Consider the following 20,971-nt stretch of genomic DNA (forward strand, 5'->3'; position numbering starts at 1 on the left):
TCAGACCAGCGCCACCCGGACCACCAGCGCCGCGGGGTCCACGCGCGCCGACAGCTCCGTGACCCGGCCCACGATGTCGCCGTCGACCTGCACGTGCTCGCCGCCCTGCACCACCACGCGCACCTCCTGGGCGCGCGTGTGGTCGATCCGGCCGATCTTGGCGGGCAGGTCGTTGCGCATCCCGGCGCCCTGCAGCACCACCTCGCCGAACAGCTGCGCCCACCCGGCGACGCCGCCGCGCGTGTCGATCGCGGCGATGTCCAGCCACCCGTCGTCGACGACCGCGTCGGGCAGCAGCGTGAGCCCACCGGGCAGCCGGCCGCAGTTGCCGATGAGCAGGCTGCGCAGGCGCGTGGTGGTCATGGGCTGGTCGTCGAGCCGGACGTGCACGCGGGTGCGGCGGCCGTGCAGGTGGCGCATGCCGGCGACGAAGTACGCGATCCAGCCCACCCGGGCCTTGAGGTGCTCGTCGGTGTCGGCCACCATCGCGGCGTCGAAACCCAGGCCCGCGATGACCAGGAAGATGTGGTCGCGCGGCAGGTCGTCGGGCTGCTCCTCGGCGGCCTCCGTCACCGGGTCGTCGAGGTCGGACTCCCAGCGCAGCACCCGCAGCCACCCGACGTCGATGGTGCGGTCCCGGCCTTCGAGCGCGATCCGCATGGCGGCCAGCGGGTCGCTCAGCGGCAGGTCGAGGTTGCGGGCCAGCAGGTTGCCCGTGCCCAGCGGCATGAGGCCCATGGGGATCCCGGTGCCGACCAGCCCCTCGGCGACCGCGCGGACGGTGCCGTCACCGCCCATGGCCACGACGACGTCCGCGCCCTCGCCGACCGCCTTGCGGGTCTGCCCCACGCCGGGGTCCGCGATCGTCGTCTCGTACCAGAGCGGCTCGGGCAGCCCCTGCTCCTGGCAGGCCCGCAGCACCGCGGCGCGCAGCGCGGGGACGTCCGGCTTGGACGGGTTGGCCACGAACGCGACGAGCTGCCCGGTCTCCTCGACGTCGCGCGCGAGCCGCAGCGCCCGCGCGCTGGTCCCCGCGCGGGGCGACTCGATGCGGCGGCGCAGCTCGCGCTGCCGGAGCCAGAGGACCAGCACCAGCAGGAGCGCCGAGAGCGCGGCGACGGCCGCGCTCACGGCCACCCACGCCTCCCACGTCATGGGCAGAATCTACGACCCCCGCGGTCGGCGCCCCCGGAGGCGCCGGTGCGGGACGCTGCGCGCGGGTCTGTAGGGTTCTTGGGTGATCGATCTGCGGCTCCTGCGGGAGGACCCCGACCTCGTCCGGGCGAGCCAGGTGGCGCGCGGCGACGACCCCCACCTCGTCGACCAGGTGCTCGACGCCGACGCCCGGCGGCGCTCGGCGCTGACCCAGTTCGAGACGCTGCGGGCCGAGCAGAAGTCCCTGGGCAAGCTGGTCGCGCAGGCGCAGGGCGAGGAGAAGCAGGCGCTGCTCGTCCGCGCCAAGCACGTCGCGGAGACGGTCAAGGCGCTGCAGACCGATGCCGACGCGGCGGAGGCGCACGCCACCGAGCTGAGCCGCCGGATCTCCAACATCGTGGAGGACGGCGTGCCGCCGGGCGGCGAGGACGACTACGTCGTGCTCAAGTACGTCGGCGAGACGCGCGAGTTCGACTTCGAGGTCAAGGACCACCTGGCGCTGGGCGAGGGCCTCGCCGCGATCGACACCGAGCGCGGCGCCAAGGTCTCGGGCGCGCGGTTCTACTTCCTCACCGGCGTCGGCGCGCGTCTCGAGCTCGCGCTGCTCAACGCGGCGGTCGACAGGGCCCTGGCCGCCGGGTTCACGCCCGTCATCACGCCGACGCTGGTCAAGCCCGAGATCATGGCCGGCACCGGCTACCTCGGCGCGCACGCGGACGAGGTCTACCACCTGCCCGCCGACGACCTGTACCTCGTCGGCACCAGCGAGGTCGCGCTCGCGGGCTACCACTCGGGCGAGATCCTCGACCTGTCGGGCGGTCCCCAGCGGTACGCGGGCTGGTCGGCCTGCTACCGCCGCGAGGCCGGCTCGTACGGCAAGGACACCCGGGGGATCATCCGGGTGCACCAGTTCCACAAGGTCGAGGCCTTCAGCTACACCACCGTCGAGGACGCCGCCGACGAGCACCGCCGCATCCTCGCGTGGGAGGAGGAGATGCTCGCGCTCGCCGAGCTGCCGTACCGCGTGATCGACACGGCCGCGGGCGACCTGGGCTCGAGCGCCGCCCGCAAGTTCGACTGCGAGGCGTGGCTGCCCAGCCAGGAGCGGTACCTCGAGCTCACGTCGACCTCCAACTGCACGACCTTCCAGGCCCGCCGACTGGGCATCCGCGAGCGCACCGCCGACGGCTCGACCCGGGCCGTCGCCACGCTCAACGGCACCCTCGCCACCACGCGCTGGATCGTCGCTCTGCTCGAGAACCACCAGCAGGCCGACGGGTCGGTGCGCGTGCCCGCGGGGCTGCGCCCGTACCTGGGCGGCCTCGAGGTGCTGGAGCCCGTGCGATGACCCGCTGCCGCCTCGTCGCCCTCGACGTCGACGGGACGCTCATGTCCTACGACGGCACGATCTCCGACGAGGTGCGGCAGGCGGTCCGGGACGTGCGCGACTCCGGGCTGCACGTGGTGCTGGCCACCGGCCGCGGGGTGCACTCGGCCGCGCCCGTGGCCAAGGAGCTCGGGCTGACCGACGGCTGGGTCGTCTGCTCGAACGGGGCCGTCACGGCCCGGCTCGACCCGTCCGTCGAGCTGGGCTACGAGATCGTCCGCGTCGTCACGTTCGACCCCGGGCCGGCGCTGCGGGCGATCGCGATGGAGCTGCCCGACGCGCTGTACGCCGTCGAGGACCTCGGGCTCGGCTTCCGGGTCTCGGCCGATTTCCCCGACGGGGAGCTCTCGGGCGACCTCGAGGTGGTCTCGTGGGACGACCTGGTCTCGACGCCCGCCACCCGCGTGGTCATCCGCAGCCCGCAGAGCACGCCCGAGGAGTTCCACGAGCTGGTCGAGCGGGTCGGCCTGCACGAGGTCGAGTACGCCGTCGGCTGGTCCGCGTGGCTCGACCTGACCCCCGGCGGCGTCTCCAAGGCGAGCGCGCTGGAGGAGGTCCGGCAGCACCTGGGTGTGCAGCCGCACGCCACCGTGGCCATCGGCGACGGCGGCAACGACGTGCAGATGCTGCGCTGGGCGGCCCGCGGGGTCGCGATGGGCCACGCGCCCGCCTCGGTCCGGGCGGCGGCCGACGAGGTCACGGGCGGCATCGAGGACGACGGCGCGCTCGAGATCCTGCGCAGCCTGCTGGTCTGACCTGCGCCCTCGCGCCGACGACGTCTCCGGTCGACGGCGGACCTGCTCCGTCCGACCCCGGATCGAGAACGATTTCCGTCGTTCTGGCCTCCGACGCAGGGCCGTGACTGAATCGTGACCGGATTGCCCAGGCTTGCCGGTTGCGCCCGTCTTGCGTAAGCGATTGCATCGCTTGCAAGGGCGCGGGGGAACCGCTCGCGCCATTCCGACATGACGACGTGGAGGTCTCATGAACGGCACGCGCACGCGCCGCAGCTACCAGGCGGCAGCAGCCGCAGGGGCGGGGTTCGCACTTCTTCTCGCCGGGTGCTCCGGCGGCGACAACGGCGGCGGCGGCGGAAGCACGGGCAGCGCGACGTCGGACTGTGCGGACTACTCGCAGTACGGCGACCTGTCGGGCAAGACGATCTCGATCTACGCGGGCATCGTCACCCCGGAGGACCAGCCGTACATCGACTCGTTCAAGGGGTTCGAGCAGTGCACCGGCGCCAAGGTGGACTACCAGGCGGACAAGCAGTTCGAGCAGCAGATCCTCGTCCGCGCGCAGGCCGGCAACCCGCCGGACATCGCGATCGTCCCGCAGCCCGGTCTGCTCGCCCAGCTGGTGGCCACCGGCACGGTCGTCGCCGCGCCGAAGGGTGTCGCGGACAACGTCGACGAGTTCTGGGACCCGGCCTGGAAGGACTACGGGTCGATCGACGGCACGTTCTACGCGGCCCCGTCGGGCGCCAGCGTGAAGTCGCTCGTCTGGTACTCGCCGAAGCAGTTCAAGGACAACGGCTGGGAGATCCCCAAGACGCTCGACGAGCTGAAGAAGCTGTCGGACACGATCGCGGGCACCGGCATCAAGCCGTGGTGCGCGGGCATCGCGTCGGGTGAGGCCACGGGCTGGCCGATCACCGACTGGATGGAGGACATGATGCTCCGGGTCGCCGGGCCCGAGTCCTTCGACAAGTGGGTCTCGCACGAGGAGGCGTTCAACTCCGCCGACCCGACCAAGGCGCTCGACGCCGTGGGTGACTACCTCAAGAACGACAAGTACGTGAACGGTGGCTTCGGCGACGTCACGTCGATCGCGAGCACCGCGTTCCAGGACGGCGGCCTGCCGATCCTCGACGGGCAGTGCGCCCTGCACCGCCAGGCGAGCTTCTACGCGGCCAACTGGCCGGAGGGCACGAAGGTCGCCGAGGACGGCGACGTGTTCGCGTTCTACCTGCCGAGCGAGAAGGCCGACGACCACCCGGTGCTCGGCGCCGGCGAGTTCGTCACCGCCTTCTCCGACCGTCCCGAGGTGCAGGCGCTCCAGGAGTTCTGGTCCACCGACACCTGGGCCAACCTCAAGGCCAAGGCGAGCTCCGACGAGACCGGCGGCGGCTGGCTCACGGCCAACAAGGGCCTGGACAAGGCGAACCTGGTGAACCCGATCGACATCCTGTCGGCGGACATCCTCCAGGACCCGAACGCCGTGTTCCGGTTCGACGGTTCGGACCGCATGCCGGCGGCCGCGAACAGCGCCTTCTGGAAGGAGGCGACCGCGTGGATCACCGGGCAGTCGACCTCCCAGACGCTCGACAAGATCGAGGCGGCCTGGCCGACGTCCTGACGTGAGTCCGGTCCCCGGGGCGTCCGAACGGCGCCCCGGGGACCGGCCTGCCATCGACTCGTCCACCTCGTCCTCGCCCTCCGGGAGGTCCGATGCAGCTCGCCGACAAGCTCGGCGCGATGGTGCTGGCTCTGCTCGCCTTCACCGCCGTGATCGGCTTGATCCTCTTCGTCGTCGCAGTCCTCGAGAAGCGGGGCGTCCGCCGCGTCGCCTGGTTCTTCGTGGGCCCGACCGTCCTGCTCCTGATCGTCGGTCTGGTCTACCCGGCCGCCAAGACCATCGTCCGGTCGTTCTTCGACGCGGCCGGCAAGACCTTCATCGGCGTCGACAACTACACCGCGATCTTCACGTCGCCCGACCAGCTCATCGTGCTGCGCAACACGGTGCTGTGGGTGCTCGTCGCGCCGTTCGTCGCGACGGCGGTCGGCCTGCTCTACGCGATCATCGTCGACGGTGCGCGCGGTGAGGCGTTCGCCAAGGCGCTGATCTTCCTGCCCATGGCGATCTCGTTCGTCGGCGCGTCGATCATCTGGAAGTTCGTCTACGAGTACCGGTTCTACGACCCGTCGCTCAAGGTCAACCCGCAACAGATCGGCCTGCTCAACCAGATCGTCGTGTGGCTCGGCGGGCAACCCCAGCAGTTCCTCATCAACCAGCCGTGGAACAACTTCTTCCTCATCGTCGTGATGATCTGGATCCAGGCCGGGTTCGCCATGACCATCCTGTCCGCGGCGATCAAGGCGATCCCCGCCGACATCGTCGAGGCGGCGCGGCTGGACGGGGTGTCGGGCTTCCGCATGTTCCGGTTCATCACCGTGCCGACCATCCGGCCCACGCTCGTGGTCGTCCTGACGACGATCGCCATCGGCAGCCTCAAGGTCTTCGACATCGTCCGCACCATGACCGGTGGTCTGTACGGCACGAGCGTCGTGGCCAACGAGTTCTTCACGCAGAGCTTCAGTGCCGGCAACCAGGGGCTCGGTGCGGCGCTCGCCGTCCTGCTGTTCGTCCTGGTCGTGCCGATCATCGTCTACAACGTCCGCCAGATGCGCGCCTCGGAGGCACGATGACCGCCACCGGCCCCCAGCTGGACCTCAGCGGGATGCAGCTGCCGTCCGAGATCCGCGACGGCAGGCCCGCCACCATCGCCGAGGCGACCAAGAAGAGGCTCACGTCGCCGTGGGCCTCGCTCGCCGCCGTCGTGCTGGCGGTGCTCTGGACCATCCCGACGTTCGGCCTGCTGATCAGCTCGTTCCGGCCCGCCCGAGACATCAGCACGTCGGGGTGGTGGACCGCGTTCACCAACCCCAACTTCACGCTCGACAACTACAAGCTCGTGCTCGCACCCGAGGGCACGAACTCGCTCGCGCCGTACATCGTCAACTCGGTGGTCATCACGATCCCCGCGGTGATCATCCCGATCCTCATCGCCTCGCTGGCCGCCTACGCGTTCGCGTGGATGAACTTCCGGGGCAAGAACGTGCTGTTCGTCGCGGTGTTCGCGCTGCAGATCGTGCCCATCCAGGTCACGCTCATCCCGCTGCTCAGCCTGTACGCGGACATCGGGATCGCGGGCACGTTCTGGTCGATCTGGCTGTCGCACACCATGTTCGGCCTGCCGCTGACCGTGTTCCTCCTGCACAACTTCATCCGGGAGGTGCCCGGCGAGCTGCTGGAGGCCGCGCGCGTCGACGGCGCGGGGCACGTGACGATCTTTTTCCGGCTGATGCTGCCGATCCTCAAGCCCGCGCTCGCGGCCATCGGGATCTACCAGTTCCTCTGGGTCTGGAACGACCTGCTGGTCGCCCTGACCTTCGCGGGGTCGTCGCAGGACGTCGCGCCCATGACGGTCGCGCTGTTCAACCTCACCGGGCAGCGCGGGTCGCAGTGGTTCCTGCTCACCGCCGGGGCGTTCGTGTCGATCATCATCCCGGTACTCGTGTTCCTCAGCCTGCAGCGGTACTTCGTGCGCGGCCTGCTCGCCGGGTCGGTCAAGGGGTAGTCGTCGCTCGGCGGGTGCGGGCACGGCCTAGCCTGAGGCCGTGCCCGCACCCCTGCTGTTCGTCCTCTCGGGGCTGACGCAGTACCTCGGTGCGGCGCTCGCGGTCGGCCTGTTCGGCACGATCGCCGCCTCCAGCGTGGCGTGGCTGCGCATCGCGGTGGCCGCCGTCGTCCTGCTGGTGTGGCGACGCCCCTGGCGGTCCCGGGGACTGTGGACGCGCCCCCAGCTGCGCACCGCCGTCGTCTTCGGCGTCGTGCTGGCCGTGATGAACGTGGCGTTCTACGTCGCGATCGACCACCTGCCGCTGGGCACGGCCGTGTCCATCGAGTTCCTCGGTCCGGTGGCCGTCGCCGCGGTGACCGGTCACGGGTGGCGGGACCGCGTGGGCATCGCGATCGCGGCGGTCGGCGTCGTGCTGCTGGCCGGGGTGAGCCTGGACGCCGGACCGGACGCGGTGGTCGGCCTGGTGGCCATCGGCGTCGCGGCGGCGTGCTGGGCGGCCTACATCCTGCTCGGGCGGCGGGTGGCCCGCGCCGCCTCCGGCGGGATCACCGGGCTGTCGGTCGCGATGGCGGCCGGCGCCGTGGTGCTCGCGCCCTTCCTCGTCGCCGGCGCCGCGCCCGTGCTGCACGACGCCCGGCTGGCCGCGCTCGTCGTCGCGATCGCCGTGTGCTCCTCGGTGATCCCCTACGCGCTCGAGCAGGTGGTGCTGCGGCGGGTGCGCGCGGCCACGTTCGCCGTCCTGCTGGCCATGCTCCCGGCGACCGCGGCCGTCGTGGGCGCCGTCGTCCTCGGGCAGGTGCCGCACGGGCTCGAGGTGGTCGGGCTGCTGCTGGTCTCCGGCGCGATCGTGCTCACGGGTCTGGACCGCGAGGAGCCGGCGGCCGACGAGGCGCCGCCGCCGGCGTAGCGCTATAGGTACTGCCCGGTGGACGGGTTGGGGTTGTTCGGGTCCGCCTGCAGGCCCGGCACCGGCCCCGCGGGGAGCTGGCGGCGCATCCCGGACAGCTGCGACTGCGCGGCCATCTGCTGGGCCACCAGCGCGGTCTGGATGCCGTGGAACAACCCCTCGAGCCACCCGACCAGCTGAGCCTGCGCGATCCGCAGCTCCGCGTCCGACGGGGCCTGGTCCTCGACGAACGGCAGCGTGATGCGGTGCAGCTCGGCGACGAGCTCGGGGGACAGGCCCTCCTCGAGCTCGTGCAGCGACCGCTCGTGGATCTCCGCCAGGCGCGCGCGGGCGGCGTCGTCCAGCGGCGCGCTGCGGACCTCGTCGAGAAGCTGCTTGATCATGGTGCCGATGCGCATGACCTTGGCGGGCTGACCCACCAGCGAGGTGATGTCCTCGGGCTCGTCGTCCTCGGGCGTGCCGCCCGGGGTGCCGGGGTCGAGCACGACCACGCGCGGCTCGTCGGGGGTCGGGGCGTCCTGCGCGTCGTTGTCGGTCACCCGGGCATTCTCACCGACTCCGGGCCCGAGCGCAGCGGGTCCGGGCGCGTCAGTAGGGTGGGCGCCATGGCCTGGCTCACCACACCCGCTCATGCCCGGTGGCTCGAGGACGAGACCGACCGGCTGCTCGACTTCGGACGGGCGTCGGTGGTCCCCGGGGGGTTCGCCCGCCAGGACGAGGCCGGAGCCGCCGTCGACGGTCCGCTCGAGCTGTGGATCGCGTGCCGCATGACGCACGTCTACTCCCTGGGACACCTGCTGGGCCGGCCGGGCTCGGCGGCGCTGGTGGACCACGGGCTCGCGGCGCTCGCCGGTGCCTTCCACGACGGCGAGCACGGCGGCTGGTTCGCCGAGGTCGAGCGCGACGGCACCCCGCGCGACACCGACAAGGCCGCGTACCCGCACGCGTTCGTGATCCTGGCGGCGTCGAGCGCGACGGCTGCCGGCCGGCCCGGCGCCCGGGAGCTGCTGGACGACGCGCTGGCCGTCTCCACGCGCTGGTTCTGGGACGACGAGGCCGGCATGGCGGTCGAGCAGTGGGACCGGACGTTCAGCACGCTCGACGGCTACCGCGGCGTCAACGCGAACATGCACACGGTCGAGGCCTACCTCGCGGCCGCCGACGTCACCGGGCAGCGCGTCTGGCTGGACCGCGCGGTGCGGATCGTCGAGCGCGTCGTGCACGGCTGGGCCGCGGGCAACGCGTGGCGCATCCCCGAGCACTTCGACGCCGACTGGGTGGCGGACCTCGAGTACAACGTGGACACGCCGGCGCACCCGTTCCGGCCGTACGGCGCGACCATCGGCCACTGGCTCGAGTGGGCCCGGCTGACCCTGCACGCCCGCGCGGCGATCACGGCCCGCGGCGACGTCGCGCCCGCCTGGATGCTCGAGGACGCGGTCGCGCTCTTCGACGCCGCCGTCCGCGAGGGGTGGGACGTCGACGGCGCCCCCGGCTTCGTCTACACCGTCGACTGGTCCGGCGCGCCCGTGGTGCGCGAGCGCATGCACTGGGTGGCCGCCGAGGCCGTCGCCGCCGCCGCGGCCCTGCACGCCGCGACCGGCGAGGACCGGTTCGACGACGCCTACACCCAGTGGTGGGAGTACATCGGCGCGCACGTGCTCGACCGGGTGGGCGGGTCGTGGTGGCACGAGCTCGGCACCGACAACGAGGTGTCCCGCACCGTGTGGGCCGGCAAGGCCGACCTCTACCACGCGGTGCAGGCGACCCTGATCCCGCGCCTGCCCCTCACCCCGGTGATCGCCCCGGCCCTCGCGGCTGGCCTCCTCGACTGACGGCCCCTGCGGCGTCCGCACCTCGGATCGCCCGGACGATCGAATCTGCGGACGCTAGCTCCTGCCACCCGCAGCGTCCGCACATCGTGTCGCCCGGACGCTCGAATGTGCGGACGCTAGCTTCCGCCAACCGCAGCGTCCGCGCATCAGGTCGCTCCGGCGCTCGAACGTGCGGACGTCAGGGGAGCAGGAGGACCTTGCCGAAGGCCTCGCCGGTCTCCAGCAGGCGGTGGGCGTCGGCGGCGCGGTCGAACGGCAGGCGCGCGTGCACGACCGGCCGCACCGAGCCGTCGGCGACGAAGGGCCACACGTGCCGGCGCACGCCGTCCATGATCGCGACCTTCTGGTGGAGGGGACGCGATCGCAGCATGGTGCCGACGATGCTCGCCCGCTTGGACAGCAGCACCGAGAGGTCGAGCTCGCCCCGGCGGCCCTGCTGCATGCCGATGACCACGAGGCGGCCGTCGTCGGCGAGCACGGCGAGGTTGTCGGCCAGGGCGCCCGCGCCCAGCACGTCGAGCACGACGTCGACCCCGCGTCCGTCGGTGGCCTCCAGCACGCGGGCGACCAGGTCGGGCTCGCGGTGGTCGAGGGCGACGTCGGCGCCGAGCGCCCGGACCCGGGCGGTGCGCTGCGGTCCGCCGGCGGTCGCCACGACGCGGACGCCGAGCGCGTGGCCGAGCTGGACCGCCACCGACCCGACCCCGCCGGACCCGCCGCGCACGAGCAGGGTCTCGCCCGGGGACAGGCGGGCGGCGCGCAGGTTCGACCAGACCGTGGCCAGCGCCTCGGGCAGCGCCGCGGCGTCGACCAGGGGCAGCCCCTCGGGGATCCGGAGCGCGAGCGCAGCCGGCACGGCGACCCGCTCGGCGTAGCCGCCGCCGGCCAGCAGCGCCGCCACCCGGTCGCCCGGCCCGAGGTCGTCGGGACCGAGCCCGTCTCCGCGCGCGACCACCGTGCCGGACACCTCGAGCCCCGGCCAGGCGGGAGCACCGGGCGGCGGGGGATAGCTGCCGGCGCGCTGGAGCAGGTCCGCCCTGTTGACTCCGGCCGCCGACACCTCGACGATCAGGTCCAGCGGTCCGGGGGCGGGTTCGGCCACCTCGCGGACGGCGAGGACGTCCGGATCGCCCGGCTTCGTGATCACGACCGCACGCACGTCCGCACAGTAACCCCCGCACGACCCGCGCTCCGCTGCTAGCACACGACACCCGAAAGGGGTGTCATGTCGCCGTATCCCAGTGGGTGAGGTCCATGGCAAACTCTGCCGCGGGCTAATGGTCCGTCGTCCAAGAGCCGATGAAGGGCAACGGGACACCTCGTGGGTCGTTCGACCTGAGGGCACGACCGGTACGACCTGGCGGAGACGCCTGTTGTCGGAAGACGGAAGGGAACGACATGCTGCGACGGCTCGGCATCCGCGCCAAAGTGATGGCTGTCCTCGCCGTCCCCATGATCGTGCTGCTCGCAGCCGGCGGGTACATCTCGTGGAACGCCCTCTCCGAGCTGCGGTACGCCAAGGCGGCCGACAGCGTCGTGACCACGCTGCAGGCCTACGCCCCGGTCGCCAGCTCGCTCCAGGCCGAGCGGCTCCTCTCGCTGAACGGCGGCGCGCCCGACCAGATCGCTGCCGCGCGCGCCGAGACCGACAAGGCGTTGGCGGCCGTGCGGCCGATCACGGCGAAGCTGGACCTGAGCCAGTTCCCCAAGCCCGTCGTCGACCAGTTCGTCGAGGTCCAGCTGGCGCACAACACCCTGCTGCCGGCCGTCCGTACCGGTGTCGACATCAAGGCCCAGCGAGCGCAGATCGAGCGCAACTACTCCCAGATCATCGAGGGCCAGCTCGGCCTCATGGAGCAGGTGGCCAACAGCCTCCAGAACCGTGACCTGGCGCAGTACGTCACCACCTACCGCGAGATCGGCACCACGGCCGACGGCCTCGTGGTCGAGCTGATCGACGGCATCGCGCTCCTGAGCAACCCCCGCTCGCCCTCGCCGGCCGCCGTCCGCGGGTACGCCTCGCAGGCGGCCTCCGTGGAGCTGGCCCGCACCCGGGCCCACGCCGCGGTCACCGCGCTCGGCATCGACAGCCTGACCATGCCGTCCAAGGACCCGACGTCCAGCTTCACGCGGATGCGGGCCATGATCCAGCAGGGCAACACGGCCGGACTGGTGCAGGTCGACCCGGCGCGGTACGTCGAGGAGATCCAGAACCAGCTGACCACGCTCTCCGCGCTGAACACCGACGTCCTCGGAACGGCGCACGACGTCGCCAGCAAGGCCGCCGACGACGCGCAGGCCCGAGCCTTCATCACCATCGGCATCGTCATCGCGGCCGTCGTGGCCTCGTTCTTCTTCGCCCTCCTCGTCTCCCGAGGCATCGTCGTCCCGCTGCGCCGCCTGACCAAGGCCGCCGCCGACGTCCGCGAGCAGCTGCCGCGACTGGTCGAGCAGGTGGCCGTGCCCGGTGAGGGCCCGGAGATCACGCTGGCGCCCATCCCCGTGACGTCCCGCGACGAGGTCGGCCAGCTGGCTGCCGCGTTCAACTCGGTGAACTCGACCACCGTCGCGGTCGCCCAGGAGCAGGCCGCCCTGCGTGGCTCGATCGCGGAGATGTTCGTCAACGTCGCCCGCCGCGACCAGGTGCTCCTCAACCGCCAGCTGTCGTTCATCGACTCCCTCGAGCGTGCCGAGGAAGACCCGAGCACCCTGGCGAACCTGTTCCGCCTCGACCACCTCGCCACCCGGATGCGTCGTAACGCGGAGTCCCTCCTCGTCCTCGCCGGCATCGACTCGGGCCGCCGCCTGCGCGACGCCATGCCGCTGTCCGACGTGGTCCGCACGGCCTCCTCGGAGATCGAGCAGTACGACCGCGTCGAGCTCGACCTGCAGGTCGACCCGCACATGCACGGGTTCAACGCCCTGGGTGCCGCGCACATGCTCGCCGAGCTCCTCGAGAACGCGACGATCTTCTCCGAGCCGGAGACGCCCGTCATCGTCACCACCGGCGTCTCGGGCCAGTTCGTCGTCGTCCGCGTGCTCGACCAGGGCCTGGGCATGAGCGACCAGGAGCTCGAGGCGGCGAACGCGAAGATCATCTCGACGTCCGCCAGCGACTCCCTGGGCAACCAGCGCCTCGGCCTCTTCGTCGTCGGCCGCATCGCCCAGCGCCTCGGCGCCGAGGTCAAGCTGCTCAAGGCCGCGCACGGCACGGGCACCGAGACCATCGTCAAGTTCCCCGCCACGCTGTTCGTCGCCAACGAGACCGCCCTGTACGGCTCCGGCGCGCCGGCCGCCCTCGCGGCGCCGCGCAACGACCCGGGCCTGCCCCAGATCGAGGCGCCGGTGGTCGAGGAGGTCGACCTCGCCGCCCTGACCGACGGCCAGACCTCGCTCGGCCTGCCCCACCGTCGTCGTCGTGAGGACGGCTCAGACGAGCCCGTGGGCCCGATCCCGGTCACCGAGCTCGCGCAGTCGACCGGCCTGCCCTCGCGGTCCAAGAAGACGTTCGACGAGGACAACCTCGTCCTGCCCGAGGCCCCCGACGGCCACATCGCGCCCGAGATCCAGGCCGCCGGCTCCGACTGGAAGCCCGAGACCCTCGCGCCGCTCAAGGGTGGCCTGCCGAGCCGCAGCCGCGCCGCCACGTCGGCCTGGGCCAAGCCGGAGGAGCAGACCCCCGCCGCCTCCGCCGCCGCGCCCGCCCCGGCCGCCCGTGCCGGCCTGTTCTCCGGCTTCCGTGGCCGCACCGAGGCGGCCGCCGCGAGCACCGACACCGACGCCAACCTCGTCGTGCCGGCCCTCGCGTCGGACGACGACGAGCGCTCGCTGCCCCCGGCCCAGTCCAACGCGGTCCGGGCCCCCTGGATGTCGAGCGGTGCGCACGCGGCGCCGGTCGAGCCCGTGGTCGTCCCGCAGCTCGTCGACGACGAGGACACGTGGGAGGCGCAGGAGGCCGAGAACCGCGAGGCGCAGAACGTCGCCGCGGCCGCCGCCGCGCAGGCCGAGGCCGCCCCGGAGCAGGAGGAGGCGCCCGCGTGGGAGCCGACGCCCGCCTGGGACACCCCGGAGTCCGCGGAGCCCGTCGCCGAGGCTCCGGCCTGGGACGCGCCCGCCGCCGAGGAGACGCCCGCCTGGGCCACCCCCGCCGCGCAGGCTCAGGCCTGGGAGGCGCCCGTCGCCGAGGAGACCCCGGCGTGGGAGGCCCCCGAGGTCGCTGCCTGGGACGCCCCGGTCGCCGAGGAGGCCCCCGAGTGGGAGCCCGTCGCCACGGCGTCGGCTGCCCCCGTCGCCGAGGAGACCCCGGCGTGGGAGGCCCCCGAGGTCGCTGCCTGGGCCGCCCCGGTCGAGGAGAGCCCCGCGTGGGAGCCCGTCGCCGCGCAGGCTCCGGCCTGGGAGGCGCCCGTCGCCGAGGAGGCTCCCGCGTGGGAGGGCCCCGCAGCGTCCGACGCCCAGGCGTGGGACCAGGCGATCGTCGATGACGAGCCCGCCTGGGAGGCGCCCGTCGTCGCTGAGCAGGCCCCCGCAGCCCTGACCGCCCGCGTCGCCGCGCCGGTCGCCGAGCCGGTTGCCGAGCCCGAGCCGGAGGCCCCCGCCGCCGAGGTGGCGGCCCCCGCCGCGCCGGTGCGGAGCTTCACCTCCTACAGCGGCTACGCCGGCTGGGGTGCCCCCGCCGCCGACGCGAGCGCACCGTTCGAGCGCACGCTCGACGAGGCCCGCGCCTGGCACACGGGTGCCATGCCGATCGTCCCGGCGCCCGCCGCCGAGGTCGCCGCCCCCGTCGAGGAGCCGGCCGCGCCGGCCCCCGTCGAGGAGCAGGAGACGCCGGAGCCCGTCGCCGACGACGCCGCCTGGCCGGCACCCGCCTGGGAGCCGCCGACCTGGCAGGCGCCGCAGTGGGACACGGAGGCCGCTGAGGTCGCCGAGGTCGCCGAGCCTGCCGCCGAGGTCGCCCCGGAGCCCGAGGTCGCCCCCGAGCCGCAGCCCGAGCCGGAGCCGGAGCTGGCCGTCGTCGACGGTCTCACGTTCCGCCGCGTCTACCTCGAGCCCGACCCGGAGCCCGAGTACGAGACCGAGGACGAGGCCGCGTACGTGGCCGAGGTCGCCCCCGAGCCGCAGCCCGAGCCCGAGCCCGAGCCGCAGCCCGTCGCGCAGGAGGAGGCGCCCCTCTGGGCCGCCCCCGTCGCCGAGGCCCCGGCGTGGCCGGCGCTGCAGGCGCCGAGCGCCCCGGTCGAGCAGCCGACGCAGCTGTTCACGCCGATCGAGGCCGTGGCCGCCGTCACGCCCGAGCCGGTCGCGTTCGCGCCGCAGGCACCCGTCTACGACCCGGCGCCGGTCACGTTCGCCGCGCCCGACCCGGTCGCCGCCCCCGCGTGGGCGCCCACCGCTGCCGCTCCGGCGGCGCCGGCCGCGCCCGAGGCACCGTTCTCCCAGCTGGTGCAGACGCCGTCGGACGATGCCAAGGGGCGTCGCCGGTGGGGCCTGTTCGGCAAGAAGAAGGGTGAGGAGGCCGCTCCCGAGATCGCCGCGGCCCCCGTCGCGCAGGCGCCCGTCGCCCCGGAGCCCGTCAGCCAGGTCGCCCCCGTGCGCACCTCGGCGTGGACGTCCGAGGCCGCGGCCCCGCAGTCGCCCGTCGGTGCCGACTCGTCGCAGTCCTGGATGGCGTCGACCGCGTGGCCGGCACCGCAGGCCCAGGCCCCGGCCGCGCCGGCGCAGCTGCCCAAGGCTCCGGCCCCGCTCGAGCCCGCGCCGTCCGGCTCGTGGCAGCCGCCCGAGTGGGCCGCTCGTCCCGGTGGCAACCCGGCCCCCCTGTCGACGGTCCCGCAGCCCGCGCTGCCGCCGTCGGTCGCCCCTCGGATCGGCACGCTCGACGACGAGGTGGCGGCCATGCTCGCCCTCCGGTCGGACATCCAGGAGCAGGCACTCTCCGAGCTCTCCCAGCTCTCGGCCTACCGGCCGGCGGCGACGGGTGGCAACGCGGAGCGCCTGACCAAGCGAGTCCCCACAGCTGTCCCGGCGACGACCGTCGCCGAGGACGAAGGGAAGCCCGTGCAGCGTGATGCGGACCAGCTCCGGTCGCGTCTGTCGAGCTTCCAGTCCGGGACCTCCCGTGGCCGTCGTGCCACGGAGGACCCGTCCGGCCAGAACGGCGTGAGCTGATGACTGCCCTCGATCCCACAACCGTCGTCCCCACCATGGTGACGTCTGACCCCGCAGTCACCGACTGCACCAGCAAGGAGGAAGTGTGACCGCGCTCAGCACCGAGGCAGCCAACTTCGGCTGGCTCCTGGACAACTTCGTCCGGACCGTGCCCGGCACCCGCCACACACTCGTGGTGTCTGCGGACGGTCTTCTCATGGCGATGTCCGAGCAGCTCGACCGCACCAGCGGCGACCAGCTCGCGGCCATCGTCTCCGGGATGTCGAGCCTGACCCGTGGCGCCGCGCGCCAGCTCCGTGCGGGGGAGGTGCGTCAGGCGATCATCGAGATGGACAACTTGTTCCTCTTCCTCATGAGCGTCTCGAACGGCTCCGTCCTCGCCGTGGTCGCGGAGTCCAGCTGCGACGTGGGCCTCATCGGCTACGAGATGGCGATGCTCGTCTCTCGTACCGAGGCGACCCTCACGCCGCAGCTCATCTCCGAGATGCGGGGTCAGCTCCCTGTCGACGGCGCCACGCGCGCGCCGGTGGCCTGAGCCACGGAGAGAGACTGATCAATGAGCGAGCACATCGAGTACGAGGCCAGAACGGTCCGGCCCTACGCCGTGACCGGTGGCCGCGTGCGCTCGGCGCGCTCCGACCTGCCTCTCGAGGCTCTGGTCGAGGTGATGCCCGGCGCCGTCACGAGCCAGGGTCTGCCGCCCGAGAAGCGGGCGATCCTGCAACACGCAGCGTCCAACTACATCTCGGTGGCTGAGCTCTCCGCTCTGCTCCACCTGCCGCTCGGCGTCATCCGGATCCTCGTGTCCGACCTCGCCGACCAGCAGTTCGTGCGTGTGCACACCTCACAGCCGGTCGAGGTCAACACCGGTGAGTCACCTGCCCTGTCCCTCAGCGTGCTGGAGAGTGTTCTCAATGGCATTTCCGCCCTCTGACGCCGCTGTGGCCGCTCCGGCGGGCACGGCAGGGAGCGTCGCACCCACCGTCGTCAAGATCGTCGTCGCAGGCGGCTTCGCCGTCGGCAAGACGACCTTCATCGGTTCCATCTCGGACATCGAGCCTCTCAACACCGAGGCCGCGATGACCGAGCACTCGGTCGGCGTCGACGACGCCGGCGGTGTGTCGGACCGCAAGACCACCACCACGGTGGCGATGGACTTCGGTCGCATCGCCCTGCCGGGGTCGCTGTGGCTCTACCTGTTCGGCACCCCTGGCCAGGACCGGTTCCTGTTCATGTGGGACGACCTGGTCCGCGGCGCCATCGGTGCCGTCGTCCTGGTCGACACCGACCGGCTCGACCAGTGCTTCCCGGCCGTGGACTACTTCGAGAGCCGCGGCATCCCGTTCGTCGTCGGCGTCAACTGCTTCGACGGCGTCGCCAAGCACCAGCTGGACGACGTCCGCGAGGCGCTCGCCATCCCGGCGCACGTGCCGGTGCTCTACACCGACGCCCGGTCGCGCGCGGCCACGAAGCAGGCGCTCATCTCGCTCGTGCAGCTCGCGATGGAGCGTCTGCGCAGCCGGTGACCCTCGAGGTCTCACCCGACCGCGGCCGGCCCCTGCAGGGGGGCCGGCCGCCGTCGTTGGCCGACGCGGTAGGGGATCATGGAGGCGTGACCGCCTCGTCCTCCGTCCCGCCGCCGCGTCCGCGTGGCGACGACGGGGGTGCGGTCCTGCCGCAGCCGCGGGCCGCGCGCGACGACGAGCAGCCGGTGGTCGACGCGCCCCCGGCCCGGCCCGCAAGAACGACCTCCCGACCGCCGCTCCCCGCGGCGCCGCGCACCCAGCGTGTCTACGCCGACGGGTCGGCGCTCTCCCGGTACCTCGACGGTGCCCCGTGCCGCGAGCAGTGGCTGGAGTGGGCCGCGGACCACGAGTCCGAGCTCCTCACCACGCCCCTCGGCCTCACCGAGCTCCGGCGGGCGGCCCGGCCGCGCGGGGTCGAGGCGAGCGGGGTGGCCCACGACGTCGAGGAGCGCGTCGAGGTCATCCGCTTCTCGGACCAGACGCTGCGCGCGGCCACGAAGGTCTCCGGCGTGCTGCCCCCGTTCATCGCCCTGCACATCGGCGCCGCGCTGGCCCACCCCGACGTCGCCAGCGTCGCCACGTACGACGTGCAGCTGGCGCAGGTGTCCGCGCTGCACGGGCTGGCTGTCGTCTCGCCGGGGTGGCCCACGCGCTGGTGGGAGCGTGCGGGCTAGCCGGACGCCCCAGCCCTTCCGCCCAGCGCGTCGGCGGCCTAGTTTCGGAACGTGACGGACATCGACCGCGCACCGACCGACGCAGTCCTGGCCCCGGGGGCCATCGGGCCCGCACCGCCGCTGCGGCCGCACCGGCGTCGAGCGGCCGATCCGGTCACGCACCTGACCCGCGACGAGCGGGCGGCCCGCGGTGCCGCGGCCCGGGTGCTGCTGCCGCGCGAGGCCCTGGCCGACGTGGGCGCGGGGGAGTCTCGGCCCGACCCGATCGACCTGTTGGTCGCGCAGGGGCGCACGCGGCTGCCCGAGCTCGTGCCGCTGCGGTACGGCCGCATGATGGCCACGCCGTTCACCTTCTACCGGGGCGCGGCGCTGATCCAGGCGTCCGACCTGGCCGCCACGCCGGACTCGGGCCTCGACGTGCAGCTCTGCGGTGACGCGCACCTGTCGAACTTCGGCCTCTACGGCACCCCCGAGCGCCGGTTGCTGTTCGACCTGAACGACTTCGACGAGACGCTTCCCGGACCGTTCGAGTGGGACGTGAAGCGCCTGCTGGCCAGCGTCGAGATCGCGGCGCGCGGCAACGGCATCGAGGGCAAGGAGCGCCGCCGGCTGGTGCAGGGCGTGGCGAAGGAATACCGCACGACGATCCGCGACTTCGCCACCAAGCCGAACCTCGAGGTCTGGTACGCGCGCCTGGACGTCGACGACTTCATGAAGAAGTACAGCGGGAGTTACGGCAAGACCCAGGTGAAGCGGACCGAGTCCTCCGTCCGCAAGGCGCGCTCGCACGACCACCTGCAGTCGGTGGCCAAGCTGACGACGGTGGTGGACGGCCAGCGACGCTTCCGCTCGGACCCGCCCCTGGTGACCACCCTGGCCGAGCTGCTCGGCGCCCCCGAGGCGGCCCGGTTCACCGAGGGCATGTCCGAGCTGGTCCGCGCGTACCAGTCCAGCCTGCAGCCGGACCGCCGGCACCTGGTGGGTCAGTACCGCGTGATCGACATGGCCCGCAAGGTGGTCGGCGTCGGCAGCGTGGGCACCCGGGCGTGGATCCTGCTGCTGGAGGGGATCGACGACGGCGACCTGCTGATCCTGCAGGCCAAGGAGGCGCAGGCGTCGGTCCTCGAGCAGTTCCTCGGCGCCAGCGAGTACACGCAGGCCGGGCAGCGGGTGGTCGAGGGCCAGCGGCTGATGCAGGCGGCCAGCGACTCGATGCTCGGGTGGCAGCGGAGCCACGGCATCGACGGCGTCACGCGCGACTTCTACGTGCGCCAGCTGCGCGACTGGAAGGGCTCCGCGGTGATCGAGACCATGCTGCCCGCCGGCATGCGCGACTACGGGGCGCTGTGCGCGTGGACGCTGGCGCGCGCGCACGCCCGCTCGGGCGACCGCGTGGCGATCGCCGCGTACCTGGGCAGCGGCAAGGCGGCCGACGAGGCGTTCGCGTCCTTCGCGTCCGCGTACGCGGACCGGACCGAGAGGGACCACGCGGCCCTGGTCGCGGCCGTGGGCTCGGGACGCCTCGAGGCGATCCAGGGGGTCTGAGCGGTCAGCGCCCGCCGAGCGCCGCGACCGCCTCCGCCACCAGCGCGGGGTCGGTCGTCGTGTACCCGGCGCCGCCCCCGCCCCCGGGGCCGCCGTCCTGGGCCACGTGCCGGCTGGCGGACAGGTGCACGGCGTCGACCCCGGCCGCCACCAGCGCCGGGATGTGGGCGGGCAGCACGCCGCCACCGGCCATGACCTGCAGCCGGCCGGCGGCGAGGGCGACGGTCGCCGCGAGCCGGTCCACGCCGTCGATGCTGCGGGCGGCGCCGCCGGACGTGAGGACGCGGACGACGCCCGCGGACACGAGCGCGTCGAGGGCGGGCCCGAGCCTGTCGACGGTGTCCAGGGCGCGGTGGAACGTGACCTCGCGCCCGTCGGCGGCCTCGACCAGCCTCGTGACGGCGGGGCCGTCGACGGCCCCGGCCGGGGTGAGCGCGCCGAGCACGACCCCGGCGGCCCCGGCCCGGACGGCCGACCGCACGTCCCTGACCTGCACGTCGAGCTCGTCGGCGGAGTAGACGAACGACCCCGCGCGGGGGCGCACCAGCACGTGCACGCCGACCGCGGCGGGGGTGGCGGCGAGCACGGCGTCGAGCAGGCCGATCGACGGCGTGATCCCGCCGGTCGCGGCGAGCGCGGCGCACAGCTCCAGCCGGTCGGCGCCCAGCCCCCCGGCGACCGCCGCGCCGGAGACGTCCTGGACGGCGATCTCGAGCAGCGTCACGCCCACAGGAGCAGCGGCTCGCCCGCGGCGACGGTGTCGCCCGGGCTGGCCAGGCGGGTCACGGCGTCGGCGGGCGCCTCGAGGCCGACCACGGGGCACACCGGTGACCGCCCGCCCGACGCCACGGCCTCCGGGTCCCAGGTCACCACGACCTGACCGGCGGTCACGGTGGCCCCCTCGGAGGTGTGCAGCGTGAAGCCCGATCCGCCCAGCTCGACGGTGTCGATGCCGAGGTGCACCAGCACCGCGCGGCCGTCGTCGTGCTGGACCACGAACGCGTGCGGGTGGAGCTTGAGGATCGTGCCGGCGATCGGGGCGATGACCTCGGACCGGACCGCGTGCTCGGGGTCGAGAGCCAGGCCCGGACCCACCAGCTCGGCGGAGAACACCGGGTCGGGCACCTCACCGAGGCCGAGCACCTGCCCGGCGACGGGCGCGAGGACGGTGAGCGTGCCCATCAGCGCAGGTCCTCGATGTCGGAGGCCAGCGTGTCCGCCTCCGGCCCGACGATCACCTGCACGGCGACGCCGGAGCGCACGACGGCGATGGCGCCGGCGGCCTTGAGGCCGTGCTCGTCGACGAGCGAGGGGTTCTCCACCTCGACCCGCAGCCGGGTGATGCAGGGCTCGAGGTCGAGGATGTTCGCGTCCCCGCCCAGCGCCGCGAGGATCTGCTCCGCCTTCGTCATGTCCGTGC

The 20,971-nt window shown here is 73.2% G+C and carries 19 protein-coding genes; 13 read left to right on the forward strand and 6 right to left on the reverse strand.

All coding sequences use genetic code 11. From position 1 onward, the window contains the following. On the reverse strand, positions 1-1,155 hold the full coding sequence (locus AB5970_RS01785; RefSeq protein ID WP_370502183.1) for a diacylglycerol/lipid kinase family protein: 1,155 nt from the start codon (positions 1,153-1,155) through the stop codon (positions 1-3). 82 nt (positions 1,156-1,237) lie between these two features. Between AB5970_RS01785 and serS the strand changes: the two genes are divergently transcribed. The 6 genes from serS to AB5970_RS01815 all read left to right on the forward strand — a co-directional run bounded on the left by serS (position 1,238) and on the right by AB5970_RS01815 (position 7,812). Next, the gene (gene serS, locus AB5970_RS01790; RefSeq protein WP_370502184.1) at positions 1,238-2,503 is read left to right on the forward strand and encodes a serine--tRNA ligase; all 1,266 of its coding nucleotides are present in this window, start codon (positions 1,238-1,240) and stop codon (positions 2,501-2,503) included. Further along, positions 2,500-3,297: an HAD family hydrolase gene (locus AB5970_RS01795; RefSeq protein WP_370502185.1), complete on the forward strand. Its 798-nt coding sequence runs from the start codon at positions 2,500-2,502 to the stop codon at positions 3,295-3,297. Before serS ends, AB5970_RS01795 begins: the two co-directional genes overlap by 4 nt. A gap of 229 nt (positions 3,298-3,526) precedes the next feature. Further along, positions 3,527-4,900: an ABC transporter substrate-binding protein gene (locus AB5970_RS01800; RefSeq protein WP_370502186.1), complete on the forward strand. Its 1,374-nt coding sequence runs from the start codon at positions 3,527-3,529 to the stop codon at positions 4,898-4,900. Positions 4,901-4,992: 92 nt separating this feature from the next. Next, a complete protein-coding gene (locus AB5970_RS01805; protein WP_370502187.1) occupies positions 4,993-5,970 on the forward strand; it encodes a carbohydrate ABC transporter permease in 978 nt (325 codons plus the stop codon). Next, a complete protein-coding gene (locus tag AB5970_RS01810; RefSeq protein ID WP_370502188.1) occupies positions 5,967-6,902 on the forward strand; it encodes a carbohydrate ABC transporter permease in 936 nt (311 codons plus the stop codon). The genes AB5970_RS01805 and AB5970_RS01810 overlap by 4 nt, the downstream gene beginning before the upstream one ends. A 40-nt stretch (positions 6,903-6,942) precedes the next feature. Continuing rightward, entirely contained in the window at positions 6,943-7,812 is an 870-nt protein-coding gene (locus AB5970_RS01815; protein ID WP_370502189.1) for an EamA family transporter, read from the forward strand. 2 nt (positions 7,813-7,814) lie between these two features. On the opposite strand, the gene AB5970_RS01820 is transcribed toward AB5970_RS01815, so the two are convergent. Further along, positions 7,815-8,351 carry a bacterial proteasome activator family protein gene (locus AB5970_RS01820; protein ID WP_370502190.1) on the reverse strand — a complete coding sequence of 179 codons (537 nt, stop codon included), beginning with the start codon at positions 8,349-8,351 and terminating at the stop codon, positions 7,815-7,817. A 66-nt stretch (positions 8,352-8,417) separates the two neighbouring features. Between AB5970_RS01820 and AB5970_RS01825 the strand changes: the two genes are divergently transcribed. Next, on the forward strand, positions 8,418-9,647 hold the full coding sequence (locus AB5970_RS01825; protein ID WP_370502191.1) for an AGE family epimerase/isomerase: 1,230 nt from the start codon (positions 8,418-8,420) through the stop codon (positions 9,645-9,647). A gap of 178 nt (positions 9,648-9,825) precedes the next feature. Here the strand turns inward: AB5970_RS01825 and AB5970_RS01830 are convergent, their stop codons facing one another. Then, positions 9,826-10,806, reverse strand: coding sequence for an NAD(P)H-quinone oxidoreductase (locus AB5970_RS01830; RefSeq protein WP_370502192.1), 981 nt, complete (start codon positions 10,804-10,806; stop codon positions 9,826-9,828). Positions 10,807-11,045: 239 nt separating this feature from the next. Between AB5970_RS01830 and AB5970_RS01835 the strand changes: the two genes are divergently transcribed. From AB5970_RS01835 to AB5970_RS01860, 6 genes are all read left to right on the forward strand, one after another. Then, positions 11,046-15,806: an ATP-binding protein gene (locus AB5970_RS01835; RefSeq protein WP_370502193.1), complete on the forward strand. Its 4,761-nt coding sequence runs from the start codon at positions 11,046-11,048 to the stop codon at positions 15,804-15,806. Between the two features lie 85 nt (positions 15,807-15,891). Then, on the forward strand, positions 15,892-16,341 hold the full coding sequence (locus AB5970_RS01840; protein WP_028051268.1) for a roadblock/LC7 domain-containing protein: 450 nt from the start codon (positions 15,892-15,894) through the stop codon (positions 16,339-16,341). A 21-nt stretch (positions 16,342-16,362) separates the two neighbouring features. Continuing rightward, a complete protein-coding gene (locus tag AB5970_RS01845; protein ID WP_370502194.1) occupies positions 16,363-16,740 on the forward strand; it encodes a DUF742 domain-containing protein in 378 nt (125 codons plus the stop codon). Further along, a complete protein-coding gene (locus tag AB5970_RS01850) occupies positions 16,721-17,332 on the forward strand; it encodes a GTP-binding protein (RefSeq protein ID WP_055916480.1) in 612 nt (203 codons plus the stop codon). Before AB5970_RS01845 ends, AB5970_RS01850 begins: the two co-directional genes overlap by 20 nt. An 86-nt stretch (positions 17,333-17,418) precedes the next feature. Further along, positions 17,419-18,006 (forward strand): type II toxin-antitoxin system VapC family toxin, encoded by a 588-nt coding sequence (locus AB5970_RS01855; RefSeq protein ID WP_370502195.1) that lies wholly within the window; start codon positions 17,419-17,421, stop codon positions 18,004-18,006. A 51-nt stretch (positions 18,007-18,057) separates the two neighbouring features. Continuing rightward, complete coding sequence (locus tag AB5970_RS01860; protein ID WP_370502196.1) at positions 18,058-19,551, forward strand: DUF2252 domain-containing protein; 1,494 nt, start codon at positions 18,058-18,060, stop codon at positions 19,549-19,551. A 4-nt stretch (positions 19,552-19,555) separates the two neighbouring features. Here AB5970_RS01860 and AB5970_RS01865 read toward each other — a convergent pair whose 3' ends face one another. Genes AB5970_RS01865 through AB5970_RS01875 form a run of 3 tightly spaced genes read right to left on the reverse strand, consistent with a single transcriptional unit; the run spans position 19,556 to position 20,963 of the window. After that, positions 19,556-20,281, reverse strand: a complete 726-nt coding sequence (locus AB5970_RS01865) for a copper homeostasis protein CutC (protein WP_370502197.1) — start codon at positions 20,279-20,281, stop codon at positions 19,556-19,558. Further along, positions 20,272-20,733, reverse strand: a complete 462-nt coding sequence (locus tag AB5970_RS01870; RefSeq protein WP_370502198.1) for a PTS sugar transporter subunit IIA — start codon at positions 20,731-20,733, stop codon at positions 20,272-20,274. Before AB5970_RS01870 ends, AB5970_RS01865 begins: the two co-directional genes overlap by 10 nt. After that, positions 20,733-20,963, reverse strand: a complete 231-nt coding sequence (locus tag AB5970_RS01875; protein ID WP_370502199.1) for a PTS transporter subunit EIIB — start codon at positions 20,961-20,963, stop codon at positions 20,733-20,735. The genes AB5970_RS01870 and AB5970_RS01875 overlap by 1 nt, the downstream gene beginning before the upstream one ends. Positions 20,964-20,971 lie beyond the last annotated feature (8 nt).

This window comes from Cellulomonas sp. ICMP 17802 (assembly GCF_041295535.1).
Taxonomy (GTDB): domain Bacteria; phylum Actinomycetota; class Actinomycetes; order Actinomycetales; family Cellulomonadaceae; genus Cellulomonas.